We start from the raw sequence: 19,887 nt of genomic DNA on the forward strand, positions 1-19,887 counted from the left end.
TGCCTGCGAGACTGGCCGACGACCCACCGCCCAGCCCTGCCAACCCAGCGCCACCCTGCGGCGTCCACGAGGCATGACGACCTTGGCCGCGGTGGCTATCTCGAGAGGGGTGGCAGTGCCGGCGCGAGACCGCGTGGACGTGGAGACGTCCGTCCGTGAGCTCTACGACGTGCACTACGCCCGCCTCGCCGGGTGGACCGCCAAGCTCGTGGGCGACCGCGACCTCGCGCACGACCTCGCGACCGAGGCCTTCCTCAAGCTGTTCCGGGAGTTCGGCCGGGTCGACGACCCGAGGCCATGGCTCTACACCGTCACGGCCAACCTGGTCCGCGACCACTGGCGCAAGCGGGGCCGCGAGGCAGCGGCCTACCGGCGCCACGAGGCCGGCCGCGACGACGTCACGCCCGACGCCGACCACGCCACCACGCTCACCGTGCGGGACGCCGTCGAGGCCCTGCCCGACCGGCTCCGGGTCGTGGTGCTGCTGCACTACTTCGCCGACCTGCCGGTGGCCACCGTGGCCCGGCAGCTCGAGAAGTCCGAGGGAACGATCAAGCGGGACCTGTTCGACGCTCGCCAGCGGATGGCGACGATGCTGGGAGAGATCCGATGAACCGCCACCTGTCAGACCTGCCCGGCGAGGGGGAGCAGCGCGACCCGGTCGCCGACTTCTTCGCCAGGGAGCGCGCCGACATCCACGAGCTGCCGCCCGGTGCCGACCACTGGGACTCGTTGCTGGTCGAGGCGCGCCGTCCGGCGCGTCGCAGCTGGCTGCCCTACCTCGCGGCTGCCGCGGCCGTCGCGGCCGTCGTCGTGGCGGGAGGGGTGGTGTGGGGTAACGGCCGAGGACCGAACACCGACCGGGCCGCCGACGCAGCGAGCTCCACCGCGTCGGTCTCGACGGACAAGGCGACGTCCACCGGCACCTCGACGGCGGTCTCGCCGTCGGCGAGCAGCTCGCCCTCGAGCCCGGTCGGCGCCTCCTCGACCACGACCGCCCCGCTGCCGGTCCCGACCAGCTTCGACCTCGTCTCGATGACCAATGCCGGAGGGAAGCACCTCTTCGCCCTCGGGAGGGCCACCTGCCCCACGGGGGAGTGCACCGCGGTCATCGGGTCCGACGACGACGGGAACACCTGGACCACCCGGGCGTCGTTCACGACGCTCACCAGCCCCGGCGCGCGCAGCACGCCCGACCGCGCGCACCAGGTGGTCGGCATCCGCTTCGCCAACGAGCGGGTCGGCTACGTCTACGGCAGCACGACCATGCGCACGGTCGACGGTGGCCGCACCTGGGACGAGGTCGATGTCGACCGTCGGGTGGTGCTCTCGCTGGAGACCGACGGGAAGCAGGTCTGGATGGCCACCGCACGCTCGTGCCAGCACAACGTGGTGGGGACGGTCCGCGGATGCGAGGACCTCCAGCCGCGCACCGGCGCGGTCAGCGCTGCGACGACCCAGCCGGTGCAGGTGCAGGGGATGCCCGCGGTCGGTGAGAACGCGTGGATCGCCATGGACGGGTCCGACGCCTACTACAACGTGTCATCCACGAGCCCCGCGGGCCCGTGGGCTGCGATGCGACTGAGCGGCAAGCCGGCCGTCCTGCCGGCACCGATGGGCTGTGCCGGCAACAGCGGCATGTGGCTGTCCGGCACGGCCAACGCGCGGGGGACGCTCCTCGCCGTCTGTCCGTCCGCGAACGAGCCCGCCGTCAGCTACGTCCTGGCCACCTCCACGGACCGTGGCGCCACCTGGGCAACCCATCCGGCTCGGGGACTGGGCACGCCGACGGCCACCGGGGTCTGGATCACGGCGACCGACGCCAAGCACCTCGTCGCCGTGAGGCAGGGGCTGGCGTCCAGCACCGGGGGCACGGACCTGCCGACGGCCCTGCTCACCAGTGCCGACGGTGGGGCGTCCTGGCAGCCCGCCGAGCTCACGCCGGGCGGGGCGACCGACTGGGTGGGCGCGGCGGGAGGAACCCTCGTCTACGCCGTGACGGGTGGCCGCTCCTACTGGGTGAGCCACGACTCCGGGGCGACGTTCGAGCAGGTCCCGCTCCGCAGGTAGTCGGGCCGGTCCGGAAGGTGGGTCCACCGGTTCGCGGGCCGTTGGACGTGACATGCTTTCGGCCATGAGTGAGGCCTCGGCGCTCCCGACCGGCTACCCGGTCCTGTGGGAGGCCGACGTCGTCCTGCGAGACGGGTCGGTGGCCCACCTGCGCCCCATCACCCCGGGTGACGTCGACGCGGTCCACCGGTTCCACGCGGGACAGTCCGCCGAGTCGATCTACATGCGGTTCTTCGCGCCCCTGCGCCAGCTGAGCGACCGCGACGTCGCCCGGTTCACCAACGTCGACTACCACGACCGCGTCGCGCTGGTGGCGACCGTGCGCGGCGACATCATCGGCATCGGGAGGTACGACCGGATCACGCCGACGAGCGCGGAGGTGGCCTTCAACATCTCCGACAGCTACCAGGGACGGGGGATCGGGTCGGTCCTGCTCGAGCACCTGGCCGTGATCGCCTGGGAGTCCGGGGTCGAGGAGTTCACCGCCGAGGTGCTGCCGCAGAACCGCAAGATGATCTCGGTGTTCTCGGACGCCGGCTACGAGGTGAGCCGCCGGTTCGAGGACGGTGTCGTCTCGCTCACCTTCCAGATCCAGCCGACCGAGCGGTCGGAGGCCGTCCGACTCTCCCGCGAGCACCGGGCCGAGTCGGTCAGCATGCACTCGGTGCTCTACCCCGACTCGATCGCCGTCGTCGGGGCGAGCCGTCGCGCCGACTCGATCGGTCACCACATCCTCTCCAACATCATCGCCGCCGACTTCAACGGCGCCGTCCACGCCGTGAACCGCGAGGCGATGGAGGTGCTCGGCCTGCCGGCCCACGCGCGGGTCTCCGAGATCCCCGACGACGTCGACCTCGCCGTCGTGGCGGTCCCGGCCGACGAGGTTCTCGACGTCGTGGCCGACTGCGCCGAGGCGGGGGTCAAGACCTTGCTGGTCGTCAGCGCCGGCTTCGCGGAGTCCGGACCGGACGGCGAGCAGCTCCAGTCACGGTTGCTCGCCGCTGCGCGGGAGGCCGGGATGCGGGTCCTCGGCCCCAACTCGTTCGGGGTCATCAACAACGACCCCGCGGTGCGGTTGAACGCCTCGCTCGCCCCGGAGCTGCCACCACCGGGGCGACTCGGCCTCTTCGCCCAGAGCGGGGCCCTCGGAATCGCCGTCCTCGCCTCGGCTGCTCGGCGCGGACTGGGCATCTCCGTCTTCGCCTCGGCCGGCAACCGCGTCGACGTGTCGGGCAACGACTTCATGCAGTACTGGATCGACGACGACAGCACCGATGTGGTCGGGCTCTACCTCGAGTCGATGGGCAACCCGCGCAAGTTCTCGCGCATCGCCAGGCGGCTGGCGTCGACGAAACCCGTCATCGTCGTCAAGTCGGGGGTGTCGTCCTACGGCGTCCCTCCCGGCCACCGCGCACGACACACCCGCGTACGTCCCGAGGCCTTCGACGCGATGCTGCGCCAGGCCGGGGTGATCCGCGTGGAGAACGTCCACCAGATGTTCGACGTGGCCCAGCTCGTCGCGCACCAACCGCTGCCCCAGGGCAACCGGGTGGCGATCGTCGGCAACTCCGACGCGCTGGGGGCGCTGAGTGCCGAGGCCTGCGTCAGCTGGGGGCTCGAGGTGGCCCACGGGCCGGTCTCCCTCCCGAGCGATGCCCGGGGCGAGCGTTTCGCCGAAGCCCTCGCCGACGCCTTCGCAGACCCCGAGGTCGACAGCGTGCTCACCTGCTTCATTCCACCCCTGGTCACCCTCGACGAGGACGTCGCCACCGCGGTGCGAGATGCCGCGATGAAGCACGAAAAGCCTTGCCTTGCAACATTCCTCGGTATGCGCGGAGTCCTCGAGAGGCTGTCCGGCACCGGCACGGATGGGCGCACCACCGTCGTCCCCGCCTATGCCATGCCGGAGGATGCCGTCCGTGCGCTGGCCGCTGCGACGAGGTATGCCGAGTGGCGGTCGCGCGACCGCGGCATACCGGTGCTTCCGGTCGGGATCGACCGCGAGGCGGCCGAGACGTTGGTCGAGAGGGTGCTCGAGGAGTCGCCCGAAGGGCGGCGGCTCACCCTGCAGGAGGTCACCGAGCTGCTGTCCGCGTACGGCATCGAGGTGTGGGGCAGCCTGCCGGCCCGCACCGTCGAGGAGGCGGTGAGCGCGGCCGGGGCGATCGGATACCCGGTCGTGATCAAGTCGGTGGCCCCGCTCATGCGGCACTCGCCGGGTCTGAGCGGGATCCGCGTCGACCTGCGCTCGGAGGCCCAGCTGCGGGAGGCGTTCGAGGGGCTCAACGAGCGACTGGCGCCGATGTCGGCCAACACCTTCGTCATCCAGCGGATGGCCACGCCAGGGGTGTCGTGCGTGGTCCGTTCCGAGGAGGACCCGCTCTTCGGCCCGGTCGTGTCGTTCAGCATCGCCGGACCCCCGACCGAGCTGCTGGGCGACATCGGACACCGGATCCCCCCGCTGACCGACGTGGACGTGTCCGACCTCATCTCCTCGGTGAAGGCCTCACCGATGCTGCACGGGCACCGTGGTGCGGCGCCGGTCCACCGGGCTGCTCTCGCCGACCTGATCGCCCGCGTCTCGGTGCTGGCCGACAACCTGCCCGAGGTGGCCAGCCTCGTGCTCAACCCCGTCAACGCCCACGTCGGGGGAGTCGACGTGCTCGGCGCCGAGGTCACCGTGGCCCCCACGCCGCGACGCAAGGACCAGGCTCGCCGCACGCTCACGTAGTCGGCCCCGACCGGCGGCCCTGCGGACCTAGCCGGAGCGCGCCCTGCCGCCCTAGGGCAAGATGGGGCGCATGGGCTCCACCTCGTCGCACAGTGCCTCCTCACAGAGTGCTGCTGCACCACTCATCCCGCTCCCGGTCGACCTGACGCGGGCCATCGAGCGGGCGGGCTACTACCCGGCCCTCGTGGCCGACGTCGTGCAGGCCGCGCTCGGCGCCGAGGAGGTCGTCTCGCACCTGGTGCACCAGGAGACCACGTTCGACCACGACGTCGTCCGTCGGCACATCACCGTGCTGGCCCTGACCGCCACCCGGCTGGTGATCGCCCACACCGATGACCACACCGACGAACGACCCGGCCACGAGGACGTCGCGACCGCGACGACCGAGAGCGTGCCCCTGTCGGCGGTGCGTGGCGTCATGATCACCCACGTCGTCGCGCGCCCGCAGGAGTACCAGCCGGGCTCGCTCGGCCGGGAGATCACGCTGACCCTGGGCTGGGGGGCGGTCAGCCGGATCGACCTGATGCCCGCGACCTGCGCCGACCCCGACTGCGATGCCGACCACGGCTACGAAGGCAGCGTGGCGTCCGACGACATCTCGTTGCGCATCAGCGCCGACGCCGAGGGCGACGCGGCGCTGCAGCACGCCCTCGGGTTCGCGCGGGAGCTCTCGGCGAGCATCGGCAGCTGAGGTGCGTCGCCTGAGCGGTCAGACCTTCCCCGACCCGACCGGCCTCACCGGCACGGTCGTCCTGACCCGGGCGACCCTCTAGCCGATGCCGCACCAGGGCCTGCTCCCGCCCCGCTACGACGAGTCCGGACTCGCCGGGGTGCTGCCGGCCACCGCCGCCAGCCTCGGCGTGCCGCAGTATGCCGCGGCCGGTCACCTGCCGTTGCCGGACGCCCTGCGCGCAGTCGTGGTCCTCGTGGACGGTCTCGGCTACGAGCTCATCCGACGCAGGGGAGGGCATGCGCCCTTCCTGCGCTCGCTCCTCCCCGCCGCGCGCCGGATCACGGCCGGGTTCCCGGCCACCACCGCCACGTCGATGGGCACCTTCGGCACCGGCCTGCCTCCCGGGTCGCACGGGCTGCTGGGCTACGAGGTGCTGGTGCCGGGCGAGGACCGCCTGGTCAACGAGCTCTCGTGGGAGGACGGGCCGGACCCACTCGCGTGGCAGCCCCAGGAGACGGTCTTCGAGGTCGCCGAGGCGGCCGGGGTCTCCGTGACCCGCGTCGGCCCGGGGTTCTTCGACGGGTCGGGCCTGACGATGGCCGCGGTGCGGGGTGGGCGGTTCCGAGCGGCTGACAGCCTCTCCGACCGGGTGGACGCGACCCTGGCGGCGGTCCGTGCCAGCGCCCGGTCGCTGGTCTACCTGTACTGGGGCGACCTCGACAAGGTGGGGCACGTCCACGGCTGTCAGTCGTGGGAGTGGGGTGACGAGCTCGAGGCGATCGACTCAGAGCTCGCCCGCCTGGTGCGGTCGGTCCCTGGTGACACGGCCGTGCACATCACCGCCGACCACGGCATGGTCGACGCGCCACACGCCCTGCGGATCGACCTCGCGCACGACGCCGAGCTCGCCGCCGGCATCCGCCACGTCGGTGGGGAACCCCGTGCCCTGCAGCTGTACTGCGAGGAGGGGGCCGCTGCCGACGTCGCGGCGACCTGGGCCGACCGTGTGGGGGAGCGGGCGTGGATCCGGACCCGGGAGGAGGCCACCCGCCAAGGCTGGTTCGGCCCGGTGAGCGACGTCAACCGGCCGCGCATCGGCGACCTCGTCGTGGCGATGCGCGACAACTTCGCCATCGTCGACTCCCGCAGGGCCCGTCCACAGCTGCTCGCGCTGCTGGGTCTGCACGGCTCCCTGACCCCCGAGGAGTCCGCCGTGCCGTGGTTCCACGTCCCGGCGCGGGACAACGCCTAGGGTGTCCTCTCGTGGCTGAGCTCGTCTTCTTCTCCGGGACCATGGACTGCGGCAAGTCGACCCTTGCCCTGCAGATGGACCACAACCACCAGGCACGGGGGCGGTCCGGCCTGATCTACACCAAGCTCGACCGCGCCGGGAGCGACGTGCTGTCGTCCCGGCTCGGGCTGTCGACCGCGGCCCACGAGGTGAGTGACGACCTCGACTTCTGGGACGCCGTCGTCGAGCACGCGACCAGTGGGCTGCGCGTCGACTACCTCATCTGCGACGAGGTGCAGTTCTACACGCCGGTCCAGGTGGAACAGCTGGCCAAGCTGGTCGACGAGATGGGTATCGACGTCTTCGCGTTCGGCATCACCGCCGACTTCCGGACCCAGCTGTTCCCCGGCTCGCGACGGATGATCGAGCTCGCCGACCGGGTGCAGGTGCTCCAGGTCGAGGCGCTGTGCTGGTGTGGTCGTCGCGCCACGCACAACGCCCGCGTGGTGGACGGCGTGATGGTGGTGGAGGGCGAGCAGGTCGTGGTGGGCGACACCAAGCCCGGCACCGAGACCCTCGTGGAGTACGAGGTGCTGTGCCGCCGACACTTCATGCGACGGATGAACTCGGCGGCCGCGCGGGCCGCCGCCACGTCACCCGACACCTTGCCGTTCGACCTCGACGTCTGCCCGGTGCCCCAGGGCTAGTCCCGCGGCTTGGCCCCGAACATGACGTCATCCCAGCTGGGCACGCTGCGTCGGGCTGACTTCTTGCCCGAGCCCGCGGCGGGTCGGTGGGGGGCCGGGTCACCTGCCTGCGGCCCAGGAGCGTCCTCGGCGTCCGCACCGGTGTCCGAGTCGTCATGGTCGTCATGGTCGGCTTGGTCGTCCGGAGCGCTGTCCTCGGTGGCTCCCTCAGGTGCGGACGGCGCAGGCGCAGCGGGGAGGACGTCGTGGCCGACGGAGCTGTCCTCGAGAGACTCGTCGAGAGGGTGCGGACCCCGCGCTGCCGGCGGAGGCGGCATCGACTCGGGGTCGTAGGCCAGGTCCTCGAGCGGCAACGCGTCGGCGCGGGGGGCGTCGTCGCCGGGGGTCTGGGTGGCCGCGCTCTTGCGTCGGCGCGGCCGGCCCCGGTGCGATGCGCGCTCGCGCATGGCCGACATCAGGTCGAGCGGCTCGTCACCGGATGCGCTCGAGGGGGACGTCGAGCGTGCCGCCGCCCGGCGTGCCGACCCGACGCCGCCCTCGGCCTCGACGTCGTAGACGGTGGTCGCCCGGACGGGGGCGGAGACGAGGTGGGGTGCCGGGAGGGGCGAGCTCGAGCCGGCGACGTCGTCCTCACTGAGCCAGCGGGCCTCGTCGTCGGCCGCGGCCACGGTGCGAGCCTGCACGTCGAACGCCCAGCGAGCCTGCCGCTCGCGACCGCCGGCCGGGAAGGTGAGGATGATGGTCCAGTCGCCCTCGGTGCCGCGTGCGGAGTCCCAGTCGGCTGAGTCAGGGTCGACGCCACGCCCGGAGAGTCGCTGGCTCACGCGGGCGGACAGGGTGGGAGCGCTGGCGCCGGCTGCCGAGCGGCCCCGCAGCCTGACGGCGCGGGCCAGCCCCGCGACATACTCGCGCTCGGCGAGGATGGGACCCTCGTAGCGACGGACCTTCTCCACCGGCCACCCGGACCGCTGGGCGACCTCGTCGGCCGAGAGCCCGCCACGGATCAGGGCCTGCACCTCGCGGGGGCGCATGCCACCGTCGATCTCGATCTGGAGCTGGCCCAGCCGGGGCCGGTCACGGCGGGCGGCCGCGCGCAGGGGTTCGTCGAGCTGCACGCGAAAGCGTGTTCCCTCGGCGTCGGACAGCAGCAGGTGCTGGCCGTCCTCATGGACCCCGATCAGGCGCAAATCCCGCATTGCCATCGTCTCCAGTATCGGCATGGTCTCCCGTATGGCCCTCGTTCGTGGATCGGGCACCGTCCCGCTGACTCTGCCATCCCCGAGGGCGAGGCGAAAGCGCCCACGCCGCAACGGTAGTTTTGACCTGCGATGCTCACCTTCGACGCACACCTCCAACTGGCCCTCGACCTCGTCGGGGTGTTCGCCTTCGCGCTGTCCGGTGGACTGGTGGCCGTGAAGAAGCGGCTCGACCTGTTCGGGGTGCTGGTCCTGTCCGGGGCGGCCGCCCTGGGTGGTGGGGTGATCCGCGACGTGCTCATCGGCGCGCTGCCGCCCGTGGGCATCTCCGACTGGCGGCTGCTGACCTGCGCCCTCGTCGCAGGTCTGGTCACCTTCCTCTACCACCCCGGCGTCGAGCGCATCTCCCGCTTCGTGCGCGTCCTGGACGCCGCGGGCCTGGCGGTGTTCGCGATCGGCGGCTCGCTCAAGGCCCTCGGGGCCGGCATGGACCCGCTCACGTCCGTCATCGTCGGCGGCATCACGGCGGTCGGTGGCGGCATCATCCGCGACGTCCTGGCCGGGCAGGTGCCCGAGGTCCTGCGGCGCGAGATGTACGCCCTCCCGGCGCTGCTCGGCTCGATCCTGATCGTCACCGCCCACCACTACGACGTGGTCAACTCCTTCACCATCTGGGGGTGTGTCGCCATCGTCTTCGCCATGCGGATGGTGGCGGTCGTCCTCGACGTCCACGCACCCAAACCCCTGCGCACTGGAGACCTCACATGAACGGACCCACGCCATGACCGCCGACCCGCGCCCCCTCGAGCCCTACGACGGGATCCTGTTGTTGTCGTTCGGGGGGCCGGAGAAGCCGGAGGACGTGCTGCCCTTCCTGCGTACGGTCACCGCGGGCAAGAACATCCCGGACGAGCGTCTCGAGGAGGTGGGCGAGCACTACTACGGTTTCGGCGGGCGCAGCCCGATCAACGACCAGAACCGCGCCCTGCTGGCGGCCCTGCGCGCCGAGCTGGACCGGCGCGACATCTCGACGCCCGTGATCTGGGGCAACCGCAACTTCACGCCGTTCACGGCCGAGGCCCTCGCCGAGGCCGGCTCCCTCGGCATGCAGCGCCTGGTCACCGTGGTCACGAGTGCCTACTCCTCCTACTCCTCCTGCAGGCAGTACCGCGAGGACCTGGCCGCGGCCCAGGAGTCGGTGGCGGAGTCCGGCACGGTGATCGAGCTCGACAAGGTCCGCCCGTACGCCAACCACCCCGGATTCGCGCGCGCCAACACCAGGCTGGTGACCGAGGCGGTGCGCGGGGTGATGCGCGACGGCGTGGAGGCGACGGCTGTCCGCCTCCTCTTCGTCACCCACTCCATCCCCACCGCGATGGACGACACCTCCGGGCCCGGCGACGGGGAGGGCAACGCCTACAGCCACCAGCACCTCGCCCTCGGGGCGGCGATCACCGACGAGGTCAACGCGACGCTCGACACCGAGCTCTCGGGCGAGCTGGTGTTCTGCTCGCGGTCGGGCCCGCCGTCCCAGCCGTGGCTCGAGCCTGACGTGAACGACCGCCTGGAGGAGCTGGCCGAGGAGGGCGCCCAGGTCGTGGTGGTGGCGCCGATCGGCTTCGTCTCCGACCACATGGAGGTCGTGTACGACCTCGACACCGAGGCGGCGGCGACGGCCGAGCGGCTCGGGCTCCGTCTGGTGCGGGTGCCCACCGTCGGGATCGACCCCGAGTTCGTGTCGGGCCTCGTCGACCTCGTGGAGGAACGCGCCGCCCAGGCTCGCGGTGAGGAGCCCCCGACGCCGGCGTGGCCGGGCCGGGCACCCATGCCCTCGGTCTGCGCTCCCGGCTGCTGCCCCAACCTGCGTGCGGCCAAGCCGGCCCTGTGCGGACGGGACTGACCGTGGACCTCGCCACCCCCGACGACGCCACCCCCGACGACGTCACCCTCGAGGCGCTCGAGTCCATCGCGGTCGAGGTGGCGGTGGAGGCCGGCCGGCTCATCGTCGACGAGCGGCCGGCGAACCTGGGCGTCTCGAAGACCAAGAGCACCGCGACCGACGTCGTCACGGTGATGGACCAGCGCGCGCAGGACCTCCTGCGCAGGCGGCTGCACGAGGCCCGTCCCCAGGACGGCTTCCTCGGTGAGGAGGAGGGTGGCACGGACGGACGGTCCGAGATCACCTGGGTCGTCGACCCCATCGACGGCACCGTCAACTACCTGTACGGCATTCCCTCGTATGCGGTGTCCGTCGCCGCCGTCGTCGGCGACCCCACCACCGGCGGAGCCTGGCGCCCCGTGGCGGGGGCAGTGGTCAACCCGGTGACCGGCGAGGTCTTCGGGGCCCGGGCCGGGGGCGGCTCCTGGCTGCGGGCGGGACGGTCGGGGCCACGCCGTCTCGAGCTGGCCGACCCGCCGCCGCTGGGCCATGCCCTGGTGGGCACCGGCTTCGGCTACGACACGGTGCGGCGCCGCTGGCAGGCCACCGTCCTGCTCGACGTGCTGCCCGAGGTGCGGGACATCCGCCGACTCGGCAGCGCTGCCCTCGACATCTGCTCGGTCGCGGCGGGAAGCCTCGACGCCTACTACGAGCGTGGCCTCAACCCGTGGGACATGGCCGCGGCCTGGCTCGTGCTCGTCGAGGCCGGCGGGGTGTTCACTGGTCTGGACGGCGAGCCCCCCACCGACCGGATGGTGGTCGCCGCGGCGCCCACGCTGCATACCGCCCTGCACGACGTGGTGCGGCGCGCGGCGGGTCGGGCCGGGGTCGACGCGACCCTCTGAGGGACCTTCCCGTAGCGGGGCGCCGGGTGGTCAGGCGGCGTGGTAGTTGCTGAGCTCGGGGATGCGCAGACCGTGCTCGGAGGCGAGTCGAGCCAGGTTCTCGAGCTCTGCCTCACGGACGGTGGCGAGGTAGTCGTCGCCGGACTCCTGGGCGTTGCGCAGGGACTGGACGGCGCGGGCTGCGCGCTGGGTGATCTCGGTGTGGAACTCGGTCATGGTGCACCCCTCTCTTCGTGTGTCAGATCGTGGTTCACGAGTCGGGTCGGCCGGGCCGGAGGTGAGGACTCTACGGGTTCAGACGCCGGGAGGGGGAGTCGGGGTTGCCCCTCGTGGGTGAATCTTGGGTGAACCCAGACCAGCGCTTGGGGGTGGCGCGGGTGGGGCCACCGGGTGCCTTCGAGGTGGTTATGGGGTGTTTCTGGGGTGGTTCTGGGACGGTTCGGGGACGGTTGGGTGGACTGGCCGGAGGTGCTGCGGCGGCGCGGCCTGGCTGGATCTGGACGCGATGGTGACGCGGCGCCGCGGATAGGGCACAATCCCGCCCTGCAGCGGGCACAAAACCGTGGGCACCAGCGTTACACGGGCGAATCGTATTGCCGGGACACCGGCCGATCGTTTTTCCCGAGCTTCGGGAAGACCCAGAACGACGACAGAACAGGGAGAGCGACAGCGACCATGGCGACTGACTACGACGCGCCGCGCAAGACCGATGACGAGCTGTCCGAGGACTCGATCGAGGAGTTGAAGTCCCGCCGCGTCGACAAGAGCGCCTCGAGCGTCGACGTCGACGAGACGGAACAGGCCGAAGGCTTCGAGCTGCCCGGTGCGGACCTGTCCGGAGAAGAGCTCTCGGTGCGGGTCATCCCGCGCCAGTACGACGAGTTCACCTGCTCACGGTGCTTCCTCGTGCACCACCGCAGCCAGCTGGCTTCCGAGTCCGGCGGCCAGATGGTGTGCCGGGAGTGCGCCGCGTAGGTGAGCAATCACACGGTGGACGGGTCGGTGCGTGACGCGCCACCGTCCGACTCAGGGATAGGGTCAGTCCACGTGACTGGCCCTTCCCTCGTTCCGCCCTCGACGGCCGTGGAGGTCCCGGAGGCCCGTGAGGCCTCGGAGGCCCGTGAGTCCCGTGACGCCCTGGAGGCTCCGGTGCCTGTGGGGACGCCCGGCGCAGTGGCCGAGGGAGCGCCCCTCGCGTTGCCCGTCGCTGTGCGGCGGCTCGACCCCGAGCTTCCCCTCCCGTCCTACGCCCACCCCGGCGACGCCGGAGCGGACCTCTGCGCGGCGACCGAGGTCAGGCTCGAACCGGGCGAGCGGGTGCTGGTGCCGACCGGGGTGGCGCTCGCGATCCCGGACGGCTGGGTCGGGTTGGTGCACCCTCGCTCCGGCCTCGCCGCCAGGCACGGCATCAGCATCGTCAACGCTCCGGGCACCGTGGACTCGGGCTACCGCGGCGAGATCCTGGTCAACCTGGTCAACCTCGACCCTCGTGACGCCTTCACCGTGCGTCGTGGCGACCGCATCGCGCAGCTGCTGGTCCAGCAGGTCGCGCGCGTGCAGTTCCACGAGGTTGATTCGCTCCAAGACACCCCGCGGGGTGACACTGGACACGGTGCCAGTGGTGGCTTCGGCGACCACACCCCGACAACGAAGGACTGACTCACCAGTGGGCATTTTCCGACGCGGCAAGAACTCCGACGCGGTCGACACCGCAGACACCGTCGGGGCGGTCGACGGAGTCGAACCGGCCGGCGGCGCTGACTCCGGCGACCCGACCAGCGACGACCCCGGCGACAGCCCGGGCCAGCTCGCGGGCGGCGACCGGGCGGGGGACGGCACCGACACCCTTGAGGCCTCCGAGGCATCCGGATCCGGTGCGGTCCGCTCGGCGGACGGGGCCACCGTCGCTGGTCCGTTCGACGCCGCAGAGGTGCCGGACGACGACGGTCGGCTCGACCTCGGCGCGTTGCGCATCATGGGTGTGCCCGGCATGGAGCTGCGGCTGGAGATCGACGAGACCGCCAACCAGGTCGTCGGGGCCACCGCCGTCATCGGCGACTCCGCCGTGCAGATCCAGGCCTTCGCAGCCCCGAAGACGATGGGCATCTGGGACGACATCCGGTCCGAGATCGCCGAGTCGATCCTCGCGCAGGGTGGCACGGCCGACGAGGCGCACGGGCCGTTGGGCCCCGAGCTGCGCACCAGGATGCCCTCGGCAGGTCCGGACGGACGGACCGTCTTCGCCCCGGCCCGTTTCGCTGGTGTCGACGGTCCGCGCTGGTTCCTGCGCGCGGTGTTCTCTGGCCGCGCCGCCATCGAGGACGCTGCGGCGGAACCGCTGCTCGACGTCGTCCGCAGCACCGTCGTCGTGCGCGGCGACGCCGCCATGGCCCCGCGCGAGATGCTGGTCCTCAAGCTGCCCGACGAGGTGCAGACACCCGGTGCCGAGGGCACTCCCGACGGTGCCACCTCCGAGGGTGAGCCGGGCTCGTCGGCTCACGTGGACGACCTCAAACCGTTCGAGCGCGGACCCGAGATCACCGAGGTCAGGTAGGACGTCATCATGGCCATCAAGCAACCCGTCACCGCAGCGCCGCGCGCCGACCACACGCGCAAGTCGCCCCTGTCCCGCCTGGGTGACCGCCTGACCAAGTCAGTCACCCAGATCGAGGCCGACGAGCTGCAGGAGGACTCCGCCCGGATGGGCTGTACGCCCATGTGCGACCTGCAGGACCGTCAGGAGGCGACCGTCTCCGGCACGGTCCGCGCCGTGACCCTGCGCCCCCGCGTCAACGTGCCGGCACTGGTCATCGACCTCTACGACGGCAGCCGCACGATCAACCTGGTGTGGCTGGGCCGTCGCACCATCGGCGGGATCGAGCCCGGCACCTACCTGCGGGCCCACGGACGCGTGACCTACACCCGTGGCACGCCGACGATCTTCAACCCGTCGTACGAGATCGTCCCGCTGCGTGCCCACTGACCCCGGGCCCGGCGCCACCGTCGAGGAGCTGATCCGCCACCGGTTGTCGACCGCCCTGGGTGGGTGGCGTGGCTCGGTCGAGACGGCGCTGCCCACGATCGCCTTCGTCGTGCTGTGGGTGTCGCGCAAGGACCTCGTGGTGGCCATCGTCGCCTCGGTCGCGGTGACCGCAGTCCTGGCTGTCGTGCGCCTGGCCCAGCGACAGAGCCTGCAGTACGTGCTGTCCGCGGTGTTCCCGACGGCCATCGCGGCGTTCTTCGCCCTGCGCACCGGGAAGGCCGAGGACGCCTTCCTGCCCGGCATCATCTGGAACGCCGTGATGCTCACGGTGGCCTTGGTGTCCGTCGCGCTGCGGTGGCCGCTGGTGGGCTTCATGGTCGGCGCGGGTGACCCGCGGATGGCCGACGACCCGGTCGGGTGGCACCGTGACCGCGGGCTCGTGCGGGTCTGCCAGCGGCTCACCCTGGTGCTCGTCGCCCTCTTCGTCGTGCGCCTCGTGGTGATGGTGCCGCTCTACCTCGCGAGCGAGGTGGCACTGCTCGGGGTCGCGAAGGTCGTGCTGGGGTGGCCGCTGTGGCTGGCCGGCATCGGCGTGATGGGCCTGCTGCTCGTCAAGGGACACACCCCGGCCGAGCTGGACACCGCCGAGCTGGACACCGCCGGACTGGACGCCGCCGAGCTGGACGAGCGAGCCTGAGGGGCGAGCCCGAGGACGAGGTTCACTCCTCGCCGCGCGGCACCCTCTGACCGGGGCTGAGCATCGCCTCGAGCTCGTCCTCGAACTCCGGAGTCGAGATGAAGAGCAGCTCGTCGTGCGGCTCGAGCGAGTCGTCACGGCTGGGCGCGATGGGGTGGTCCTCGCGGATGATCCCGACCAGCACGGTCTCGCCGGGGAAGTCGACGTCGCCGACCCGCTTGCCGGCATACGGGCTGTCGGGCGGGAGGGTCAGCTCGACCATGGTGGCCTTGCCCTGCTGGAACTGGAAGATCCGCACGAGGTCGCCGACGCTCACGGCCTCCTCGACCAGGGCCGTCATGAGGCGTGGGGTGGAGACGGCCACATCGACGCCCCAGGCCTCGTCGAACATCCACTCGTTCTTGGGGTTGTTGACGCGGGCGACCGTGCGGGGCACCCCGAACTCGGTCTTGGCCAGGAGTGACACGACCAGGTTGACCTTGTCGTCACCCGTCGCGGCGACGACCACGTCGCACTCGGCCAGACCGGCTTCGTGCAGGGCCGTGATCTCGCAGGCGTCGGCGAGCAGCCAGTTCGCGTCAGGGATCTTGCTGGCCTGGACGTCCTTGCGCTCGCGGTCCATGAGGAGCACCTGGTGCCCGTTGTGCAGCAGCTCGCGGGCGATCGAGCGGCCCACGCTGCCTGCACCGGCGATGACGACGCGCATGTGTGGTTCCTTCGTGCTCAGTGTTCGGTCACGGCGGGTGGTCCGTCGAGCGTGCGCTCGACGGAGGGCAGCTCGGCCGCCAGCGCGGCCAGGTGGAGCAGGTCGCCCTCCTGGAAGACGCTGTCCGCGGCCGGGAGCGTGGCCACACCGAGCCTGGTCAGGTATGCCGCGCGGGCGCCGGTCGCCTCCTCCAGCTCGGTGATGCGCCGCCCGACCCACGCAGGGTTGACGGTCACTTCCGCGATGACGACGGCGCCCGAGGGGTCGACCAGCTCGGGCACGTGTCCCTGGGGGAGCAGGCGCCGCATCATCTGGTCGGCCGTCCACTTGACCGTCGCCACCGTGGGGATGCCGAGGCGCTGGTAGACCTCGGCGCGACCGGGGTCGTAGATGCGCGCGACGACGTGTTCGACACCGAAGGTCTCACGGGCCACGCGAGCCGCGAGGATGTTGGAGTTGTCACCACTGGAGACTGCCGCGAAGGCGTAGGCGTCGGCGATGCCGGCCTCGTGCAGGGTGTCGCGGTCGAACCCGACCCCGGTCACGCGGCGACCCTCGAACGAGGACCCGAGACGGCGGAAGGCCGACTCCTCCTGGTCGATGATCGCGACGTCGTGGCCCTGGTTCTCGAGGCTGTGCGCGAGGGAGGAACCCACCCGGCCGCAGCCCATGATGACGAAATGCACGTCGCCGACGCTACACCGCGCTGTCCCACCGCCGCAGGGCGCCGCGCAGTGGTGGATACCGCGCCCTAGAGTGTTGGCCGTGCCCAACTCTTCACGTGTCGTCAAGCGGGTGCTCGTCGGACGCGCCATGCGCAGTGACCGCTTGGGCGACACCCTCCTGCCGAAGCGGCTCGCGTTGCCGATCTTCGCCAGTGACGCGCTTTCCTCGGTCGCGTACGCCCCGGACGAGATCTTCCTGACCCTCGGTCTGGCCGGTGGCTTCCTCGCCCTGACCCACTCGTGGGAGATCGGGCTGTGCGTCGTCGGAGTCATGCTCGTCGTCGTCGCGTCCTACCGACAGAACGTCCACGCCTACCCGTCAGGTGGTGGCGACTACGAGGTGGCGACCACCAACCTCGGGCCGAAGGCCGGGCTCACCGTGGCCGCGTCCCTCCTCGTCGACTACGTCCTCACCGTGGCGGTGTCGATCTCGTCGGGTGTGCAGAACGCGGCAGCGGCGTTGCCCTTCATCCGCGGCCACGAGGTGATCGTCGCCGTCGGCCTGGTGACCTTGCTCACCGCGATGAACCTGCGCGGGGTGCGCGAGTCCGGCAAGGCGTTTGCGCTGCCGGTCTACCTCTTCATGGCCAGTGTCATCGGGATGGGCATCGTCGGCTTGATCCGCGAGGTCACCGGGACGCTGCCGCAGGCCGAGAGCGCCGGGCTGACGTTGGCACCGGAGAAGGGCTTCGAGTCGCTGGGCAGCTTCGCGATGATGTTCCTGCTGCTGCGTGCCTTCTCGTCAGGGTGTGCCGCGCTGACCGGCGTCGAGGCGATCTCCAACGGTGTCCCCGCCTTCCAGAAGCCCAAGAGCCGCAACGCCGCGACCACCCTGCTCCTCATGGGGGTCATCGCGATCACGATGCTCATGTCGATGCTGACGCTGGCCAAGTGGACCGGCATCAAGTTCGCCGAGGACCCAGCCACCCAGCTGCTGCGCGACGGCAAGCCGGTGGGGGACAGCTATGTTCAGGACACCATCATGGGACAGGTGGCCAAGGCGGTCTTCTCCGGCTTCCACCCGGGAGTCATCCTCGTCTCGATCGTCGCAGGCCTGATCCTCATCCTCGCGGCCAACACGGCCTTCAACGGGTTCCCGGTACTGGCCTCGATCCTGGCCAAGGACGGCTACCTGCCCCGCCAGCTGCACACCCGCGGCGACCGGCTGGCGTTCTCCAACGGCATCCTCATCCTCGCCGGCGCCGCCGCCCTGCTCATCGTGATCTACAACGCCGAGGTCACCAAGCTGATCCAGCTCTACATCGTGGGCGTCTTCGTGTCGTTCACGCTGAGCCAGACCGGCATGATCCGGCACTGGAACCGCCACCTGCGCCTCGAGCGTGACGCGACCGTGCGCCGTCGGATGATGCGCAGCCGGGTCATCAACGCGGTGGGCGCCACCATGTCGGGCACCGTCCTGATCGTGGTGCTGCTCACCAAGTTCCTGCTCGGGGCGGGCTACGCCATCGCGGCGATGATCGTGATCTTCTTCGTCATGGTGCGGATCCACCGGCACTACGAGCGCGTCCGTGCCGAGCTGCGGATCAGTGAGGACGACATGGACGCCCAGATGCTGCCCAGCCGCGTCCACGCGATCGTCCTGGTGTCCAAGATCCACAAGCCCACCCTGCGGGCCCTGGCCTACGCCCGCGCGACCCGTCCCTCGAAGCTCGAGGCGATCACCGTCAACGTCGAGCCCGACGAGACCAAGGCGCTGCAGGAGGAGTGGGACCGGCGCGACATCCCCGTGCCCCTCAAGGCACTCGACTCGCCGTACCGTGAGATCACCCGCCCCGTCGTGGAGTACGTCAAGTCCCTGCGCTCCGGCCACCCGCGGGACGTCGTCGTGGTCTACATCCCGGAGTACGTGCTGGGCAAGTGGTACGAGCAGGTCCTGCACAACCAGAGCGCCCTGCGGCTCAAGGGCCGTCTGCTCTTCACGCCCGGGGTGATGGTGGCCAGCGTGCCGTGGCAGCTCGCCTCGTCCGAGGGCCAGGAGGAGCGGTTCGACGGCCCCACCGCGGGCTCGGTCCGCCTCGGGCAGTGACCACCAGTCCGCCCGCTCCAGCAGCGCTCGTCGTCGGCGACGTCTTGACCCTCGACGTGGGTGCCGTGGCCCACGGCGGGTTCTGCGTCGCCCGCCACGAGGGGCGCGTCGTCTTCGTCCGTCACGCGTTGCCGGGTGAGCGCGTCAACGCCCAGGTCACCGAGGCCCGGGAGGGACAGCGGTTCGTCCGGGCCGACTGCGTCGAGGTGCTCGACGCCAGCCCCCACCGCGTCAGCCCGCCGTGCCGGTATGCCGGGCCGGGCCTGTGTGGGGGTTGCGACTTCCAGCACGCCACGCTCGAACACCAGCGAGAGCTCAAGGCGAGCGTCGTCCGCGAGCAGTTCTCGCGTCTGGCCAAGCAGGAGGTCGAGGTCGTCGTCGAGCCTCTTCCGGGTGACGGGGACGGGCTGGGGTGGCGCACGCGGGTGGAGTTCGCGGTGGACGACTCGGGTCGGGCCGGGCTGCGGGGGAGCCGCTCGCACGACATCGTGCCGGTCGACACGTGCCTCATCGCGGATCCACGGATCCTCGCCACCGGGGTGCTCTCCCGCGACTGGTCCGGAGACTCCGCCGTCGACGTGGTTGCCCCGTCCCAGGGTGACGCGGTGGTGGTCGCGGTCCCGAGTGGCGACGCGGACGTTCCTGTCATCACGGAAAACGTTGCTGCGCAGACCTTCTCGGGCACCTTCGAGGTGTCCGCGCGGGGCTTCTGGCAGGTGCACCCAGGGGCGGCGTCGACCTTCGTCGACACCGTCACGGGCATGCTCCGGCCCAGGGCGGGCGAGACCGCCCTCGACCTGTATGCCGGGGTGGGCCTCTTCGCCGCCGCGCTCGCGCAGCACGTGGGGGAGTCGGGCAAGGTCGTCGCGGTGGAGTCCGACCCGCAGGCCATCGCGTCCGCGGCAGCCAACCTCGCGGCATACCCCTCGGTGGCGGTGGTCCGCGCCCGGGTCGACGACGCATTCGGGGTGCCCCGCACCAGCCGCTCGGGACCCACCCGTCACCGGGCGCAACGGCAGCGCAAGCTGCGTCGTCACCCGCTCCTTCCCTTGCGCGCGGACCTCGTGGTGCTCGACCCTCCGCGCACCGGCGCCGGGCGGGACGTCACCACCCAGGTCGCGGCCCTGGCCCCCCGGGCGATCGCCTATGTCGCGTGCGACCCCTCGGCGCTGGCCCGCGACTCGGCGTTCCTTGCGGCGGCCGGGTACGAGCTGGGGGAGCTGCGGGCCTTCGACGCCTTCCCGATGACCCACCACGTGGAGTGCATCGCCCTGTTCACGCGGACCGCCGCGTGACCGGAGCCGGGGCCTCGGCCCCGTGGGTGGGACTCCCCACTT

20 protein-coding genes are annotated in these 19,887 nt (G+C 71.4%); 16 read left to right on the top strand and 4 right to left on the bottom strand.

Annotated elements, in window-relative coordinates; translation table 11 throughout:
* The first annotated feature begins 91 nt into the window (after nucleotides 1-91).
* From AC1DX8_RS11310 to AC1DX8_RS11335, 6 genes are all read left to right on the top strand, one after another.
* Nucleotides 92-613, top strand: coding sequence for an RNA polymerase sigma factor (locus AC1DX8_RS11310; RefSeq protein ID WP_477630024.1), 522 nt, complete (start codon nucleotides 92-94; stop codon nucleotides 611-613).
* Nucleotides 610-2,070, top strand: coding sequence for a sialidase family protein (locus AC1DX8_RS11315; protein WP_477630025.1), 1,461 nt, complete (start codon nucleotides 610-612; stop codon nucleotides 2,068-2,070). The genes AC1DX8_RS11310 and AC1DX8_RS11315 overlap by 4 nt, the downstream gene beginning before the upstream one ends.
* Nucleotides 2,071-2,134: 64 nt before the next feature.
* On the top strand, nucleotides 2,135-4,801 hold the full coding sequence (locus AC1DX8_RS11320) for a bifunctional acetate--CoA ligase family protein/GNAT family N-acetyltransferase (protein WP_477630026.1): 2,667 nt from the start codon (nucleotides 2,135-2,137) through the stop codon (nucleotides 4,799-4,801).
* Between the two features lie 70 nt (nucleotides 4,802-4,871).
* Complete coding sequence (locus AC1DX8_RS11325; protein ID WP_477630027.1) at nucleotides 4,872-5,492, top strand: DUF5998 family protein; 621 nt, start codon at nucleotides 4,872-4,874, stop codon at nucleotides 5,490-5,492.
* Between the two features lie 85 nt (nucleotides 5,493-5,577).
* Complete coding sequence (locus AC1DX8_RS11330; protein WP_477630028.1) at nucleotides 5,578-6,726, top strand: alkaline phosphatase family protein; 1,149 nt, start codon at nucleotides 5,578-5,580, stop codon at nucleotides 6,724-6,726.
* A gap of 11 nt (nucleotides 6,727-6,737) precedes the next feature.
* A complete protein-coding gene (locus AC1DX8_RS11335; RefSeq protein WP_477630029.1) occupies nucleotides 6,738-7,412 on the top strand; it encodes a thymidine kinase in 675 nt (224 codons plus the stop codon).
* On the opposite strand, the gene sepH is transcribed toward AC1DX8_RS11335, so the two are convergent.
* On the bottom strand, nucleotides 7,409-8,614 hold the full coding sequence (gene sepH, locus AC1DX8_RS11340) for a septation protein SepH (protein WP_477630030.1): 1,206 nt from the start codon (nucleotides 8,612-8,614) through the stop codon (nucleotides 7,409-7,411). The genes AC1DX8_RS11335 and sepH overlap by 4 nt on opposite strands.
* Before the next feature lie 126 nt (nucleotides 8,615-8,740).
* Between sepH and AC1DX8_RS11345 the strand changes: the two genes are divergently transcribed.
* Genes AC1DX8_RS11345 through AC1DX8_RS11355 form a run of 3 tightly spaced genes read left to right on the top strand, consistent with a single transcriptional unit; the run spans nucleotide 8,741 to nucleotide 11,392 of the window.
* On the top strand, nucleotides 8,741-9,376 hold the full coding sequence (locus AC1DX8_RS11345; RefSeq protein ID WP_477630031.1) for a trimeric intracellular cation channel family protein: 636 nt from the start codon (nucleotides 8,741-8,743) through the stop codon (nucleotides 9,374-9,376).
* A 13-nt stretch (nucleotides 9,377-9,389) separates the two neighbouring features.
* Complete coding sequence (locus AC1DX8_RS11350) at nucleotides 9,390-10,508, top strand: ferrochelatase (protein WP_477630032.1); 1,119 nt, start codon at nucleotides 9,390-9,392, stop codon at nucleotides 10,506-10,508.
* 2 nt (nucleotides 10,509-10,510) lie between these two features.
* Nucleotides 10,511-11,392 (top strand): inositol monophosphatase family protein, encoded by an 882-nt coding sequence (locus tag AC1DX8_RS11355; RefSeq protein WP_477630033.1) that lies wholly within the window; start codon nucleotides 10,511-10,513, stop codon nucleotides 11,390-11,392.
* A gap of 30 nt (nucleotides 11,393-11,422) precedes the next feature.
* Here the strand turns inward: AC1DX8_RS11355 and AC1DX8_RS11360 are convergent, their stop codons facing one another.
* Nucleotides 11,423-11,608 (bottom strand): hypothetical protein, encoded by a 186-nt coding sequence (locus AC1DX8_RS11360; RefSeq protein ID WP_477630034.1) that lies wholly within the window; start codon nucleotides 11,606-11,608, stop codon nucleotides 11,423-11,425.
* Between the two features lie 459 nt (nucleotides 11,609-12,067).
* Here AC1DX8_RS11360 and AC1DX8_RS11365 point away from each other — a divergent pair, with 459 nt between their 5' ends.
* The 5 genes from AC1DX8_RS11365 (at nucleotide 12,068) to AC1DX8_RS11385 (ending at nucleotide 15,072) form a co-directional block, all read left to right on the top strand.
* The gene (locus AC1DX8_RS11365) at nucleotides 12,068-12,367 is read left to right on the top strand and encodes a DUF4193 domain-containing protein (protein WP_056920802.1); all 300 of its coding nucleotides are present in this window, start codon (nucleotides 12,068-12,070) and stop codon (nucleotides 12,365-12,367) included.
* Nucleotides 12,368-12,565: 198 nt separating this feature from the next.
* Nucleotides 12,566-13,051 (top strand): dUTP diphosphatase, encoded by a 486-nt coding sequence (gene dut / locus AC1DX8_RS11370; protein ID WP_477630072.1) that lies wholly within the window; start codon nucleotides 12,566-12,568, stop codon nucleotides 13,049-13,051.
* A gap of 7 nt (nucleotides 13,052-13,058) precedes the next feature.
* On the top strand, nucleotides 13,059-13,946 hold the full coding sequence (locus AC1DX8_RS11375; RefSeq protein ID WP_477630035.1) for a DUF3710 domain-containing protein: 888 nt from the start codon (nucleotides 13,059-13,061) through the stop codon (nucleotides 13,944-13,946).
* Nucleotides 13,947-13,955: 9 nt separating this feature from the next.
* Nucleotides 13,956-14,375, top strand: coding sequence for an OB-fold nucleic acid binding domain-containing protein (locus tag AC1DX8_RS11380; protein WP_477630036.1), 420 nt, complete (start codon nucleotides 13,956-13,958; stop codon nucleotides 14,373-14,375).
* A complete protein-coding gene (locus tag AC1DX8_RS11385) occupies nucleotides 14,365-15,072 on the top strand; it encodes a DUF3159 domain-containing protein (protein WP_477630037.1) in 708 nt (235 codons plus the stop codon). The genes AC1DX8_RS11380 and AC1DX8_RS11385 overlap by 11 nt, the downstream gene beginning before the upstream one ends.
* Before the next feature lie 22 nt (nucleotides 15,073-15,094).
* Here the strand turns inward: AC1DX8_RS11385 and AC1DX8_RS11390 are convergent, their stop codons facing one another.
* The gene (locus tag AC1DX8_RS11390; protein WP_477630038.1) at nucleotides 15,095-15,778 is read right to left on the bottom strand and encodes a potassium channel family protein; all 684 of its coding nucleotides are present in this window, start codon (nucleotides 15,776-15,778) and stop codon (nucleotides 15,095-15,097) included.
* 17 nt (nucleotides 15,779-15,795) lie between these two features.
* Nucleotides 15,796-16,464, bottom strand: a complete 669-nt coding sequence (locus AC1DX8_RS11395) for a potassium channel family protein (RefSeq protein WP_477630039.1) — start codon at nucleotides 16,462-16,464, stop codon at nucleotides 15,796-15,798.
* 127 nt (nucleotides 16,465-16,591) lie between these two features.
* Here AC1DX8_RS11395 and AC1DX8_RS11400 point away from each other — a divergent pair, with 127 nt between their 5' ends.
* The gene (locus AC1DX8_RS11400) at nucleotides 16,592-18,550 is read left to right on the top strand and encodes an APC family permease (RefSeq protein ID WP_477630073.1); all 1,959 of its coding nucleotides are present in this window, start codon (nucleotides 16,592-16,594) and stop codon (nucleotides 18,548-18,550) included.
* On the top strand, nucleotides 18,547-19,845 hold the full coding sequence (locus tag AC1DX8_RS11405) for a class I SAM-dependent RNA methyltransferase (protein WP_477630040.1): 1,299 nt from the start codon (nucleotides 18,547-18,549) through the stop codon (nucleotides 19,843-19,845). Before AC1DX8_RS11400 ends, AC1DX8_RS11405 begins: the two co-directional genes overlap by 4 nt.
* The last annotated feature ends 42 nt before the right edge of the window (nucleotides 19,846-19,887 follow it).

Source organism: Pedococcus sp. P2_A3 (assembly GCF_056405035.1).

What these genes read in the sequence shown, in the direction of transcription:
- AC1DX8_RS11400 (WP_477630073.1), top strand. Translation starts at nt 16,592, where the DNA reads ATGCGCAGTGACCGCTTGGGCGACACCCTCCTGCCGAAGCGGCTCGCG.
- AC1DX8_RS11345 (WP_477630031.1), top strand. Translation starts at nt 8,741, where the DNA reads ATGCTCACCTTCGACGCACACCTCCAACTGGCCCTCGACCTCGTCGGG.
- AC1DX8_RS11360 (WP_477630034.1), bottom strand. Translation starts at nt 11,608, where the DNA reads ATGACCGAGTTCCACACCGAGATCACCCAGCGCGCAGCCCGCGCCGTC.
- AC1DX8_RS11380 (WP_477630036.1), top strand. Translation starts at nt 13,956, where the DNA reads ATGGCCATCAAGCAACCCGTCACCGCAGCGCCGCGCGCCGACCACACG.
- AC1DX8_RS11390 (WP_477630038.1), bottom strand. Translation starts at nt 15,778, where the DNA reads ATGCGCGTCGTCATCGCCGGTGCAGGCAGCGTGGGCCGCTCGATCGCC.
- AC1DX8_RS11330 (WP_477630028.1), top strand. Translation starts at nt 5,578, where the DNA reads ATGCCGCACCAGGGCCTGCTCCCGCCCCGCTACGACGAGTCCGGACTC.
- AC1DX8_RS11315 (WP_477630025.1), top strand. Translation starts at nt 610, where the DNA reads ATGAACCGCCACCTGTCAGACCTGCCCGGCGAGGGGGAGCAGCGCGAC.
- sepH (WP_477630030.1), bottom strand. Translation starts at nt 8,614, where the DNA reads ATGGCAATGCGGGATTTGCGCCTGATCGGGGTCCATGAGGACGGCCAG.
- AC1DX8_RS11350 (WP_477630032.1), top strand. Translation starts at nt 9,390, where the DNA reads ATGACCGCCGACCCGCGCCCCCTCGAGCCCTACGACGGGATCCTGTTG.
- AC1DX8_RS11325 (WP_477630027.1), top strand. Translation starts at nt 4,872, where the DNA reads ATGGGCTCCACCTCGTCGCACAGTGCCTCCTCACAGAGTGCTGCTGCA.
- AC1DX8_RS11320 (WP_477630026.1), top strand. Translation starts at nt 2,135, where the DNA reads ATGAGTGAGGCCTCGGCGCTCCCGACCGGCTACCCGGTCCTGTGGGAG.
- AC1DX8_RS11365 (WP_056920802.1), top strand. Translation starts at nt 12,068, where the DNA reads ATGGCGACTGACTACGACGCGCCGCGCAAGACCGATGACGAGCTGTCC.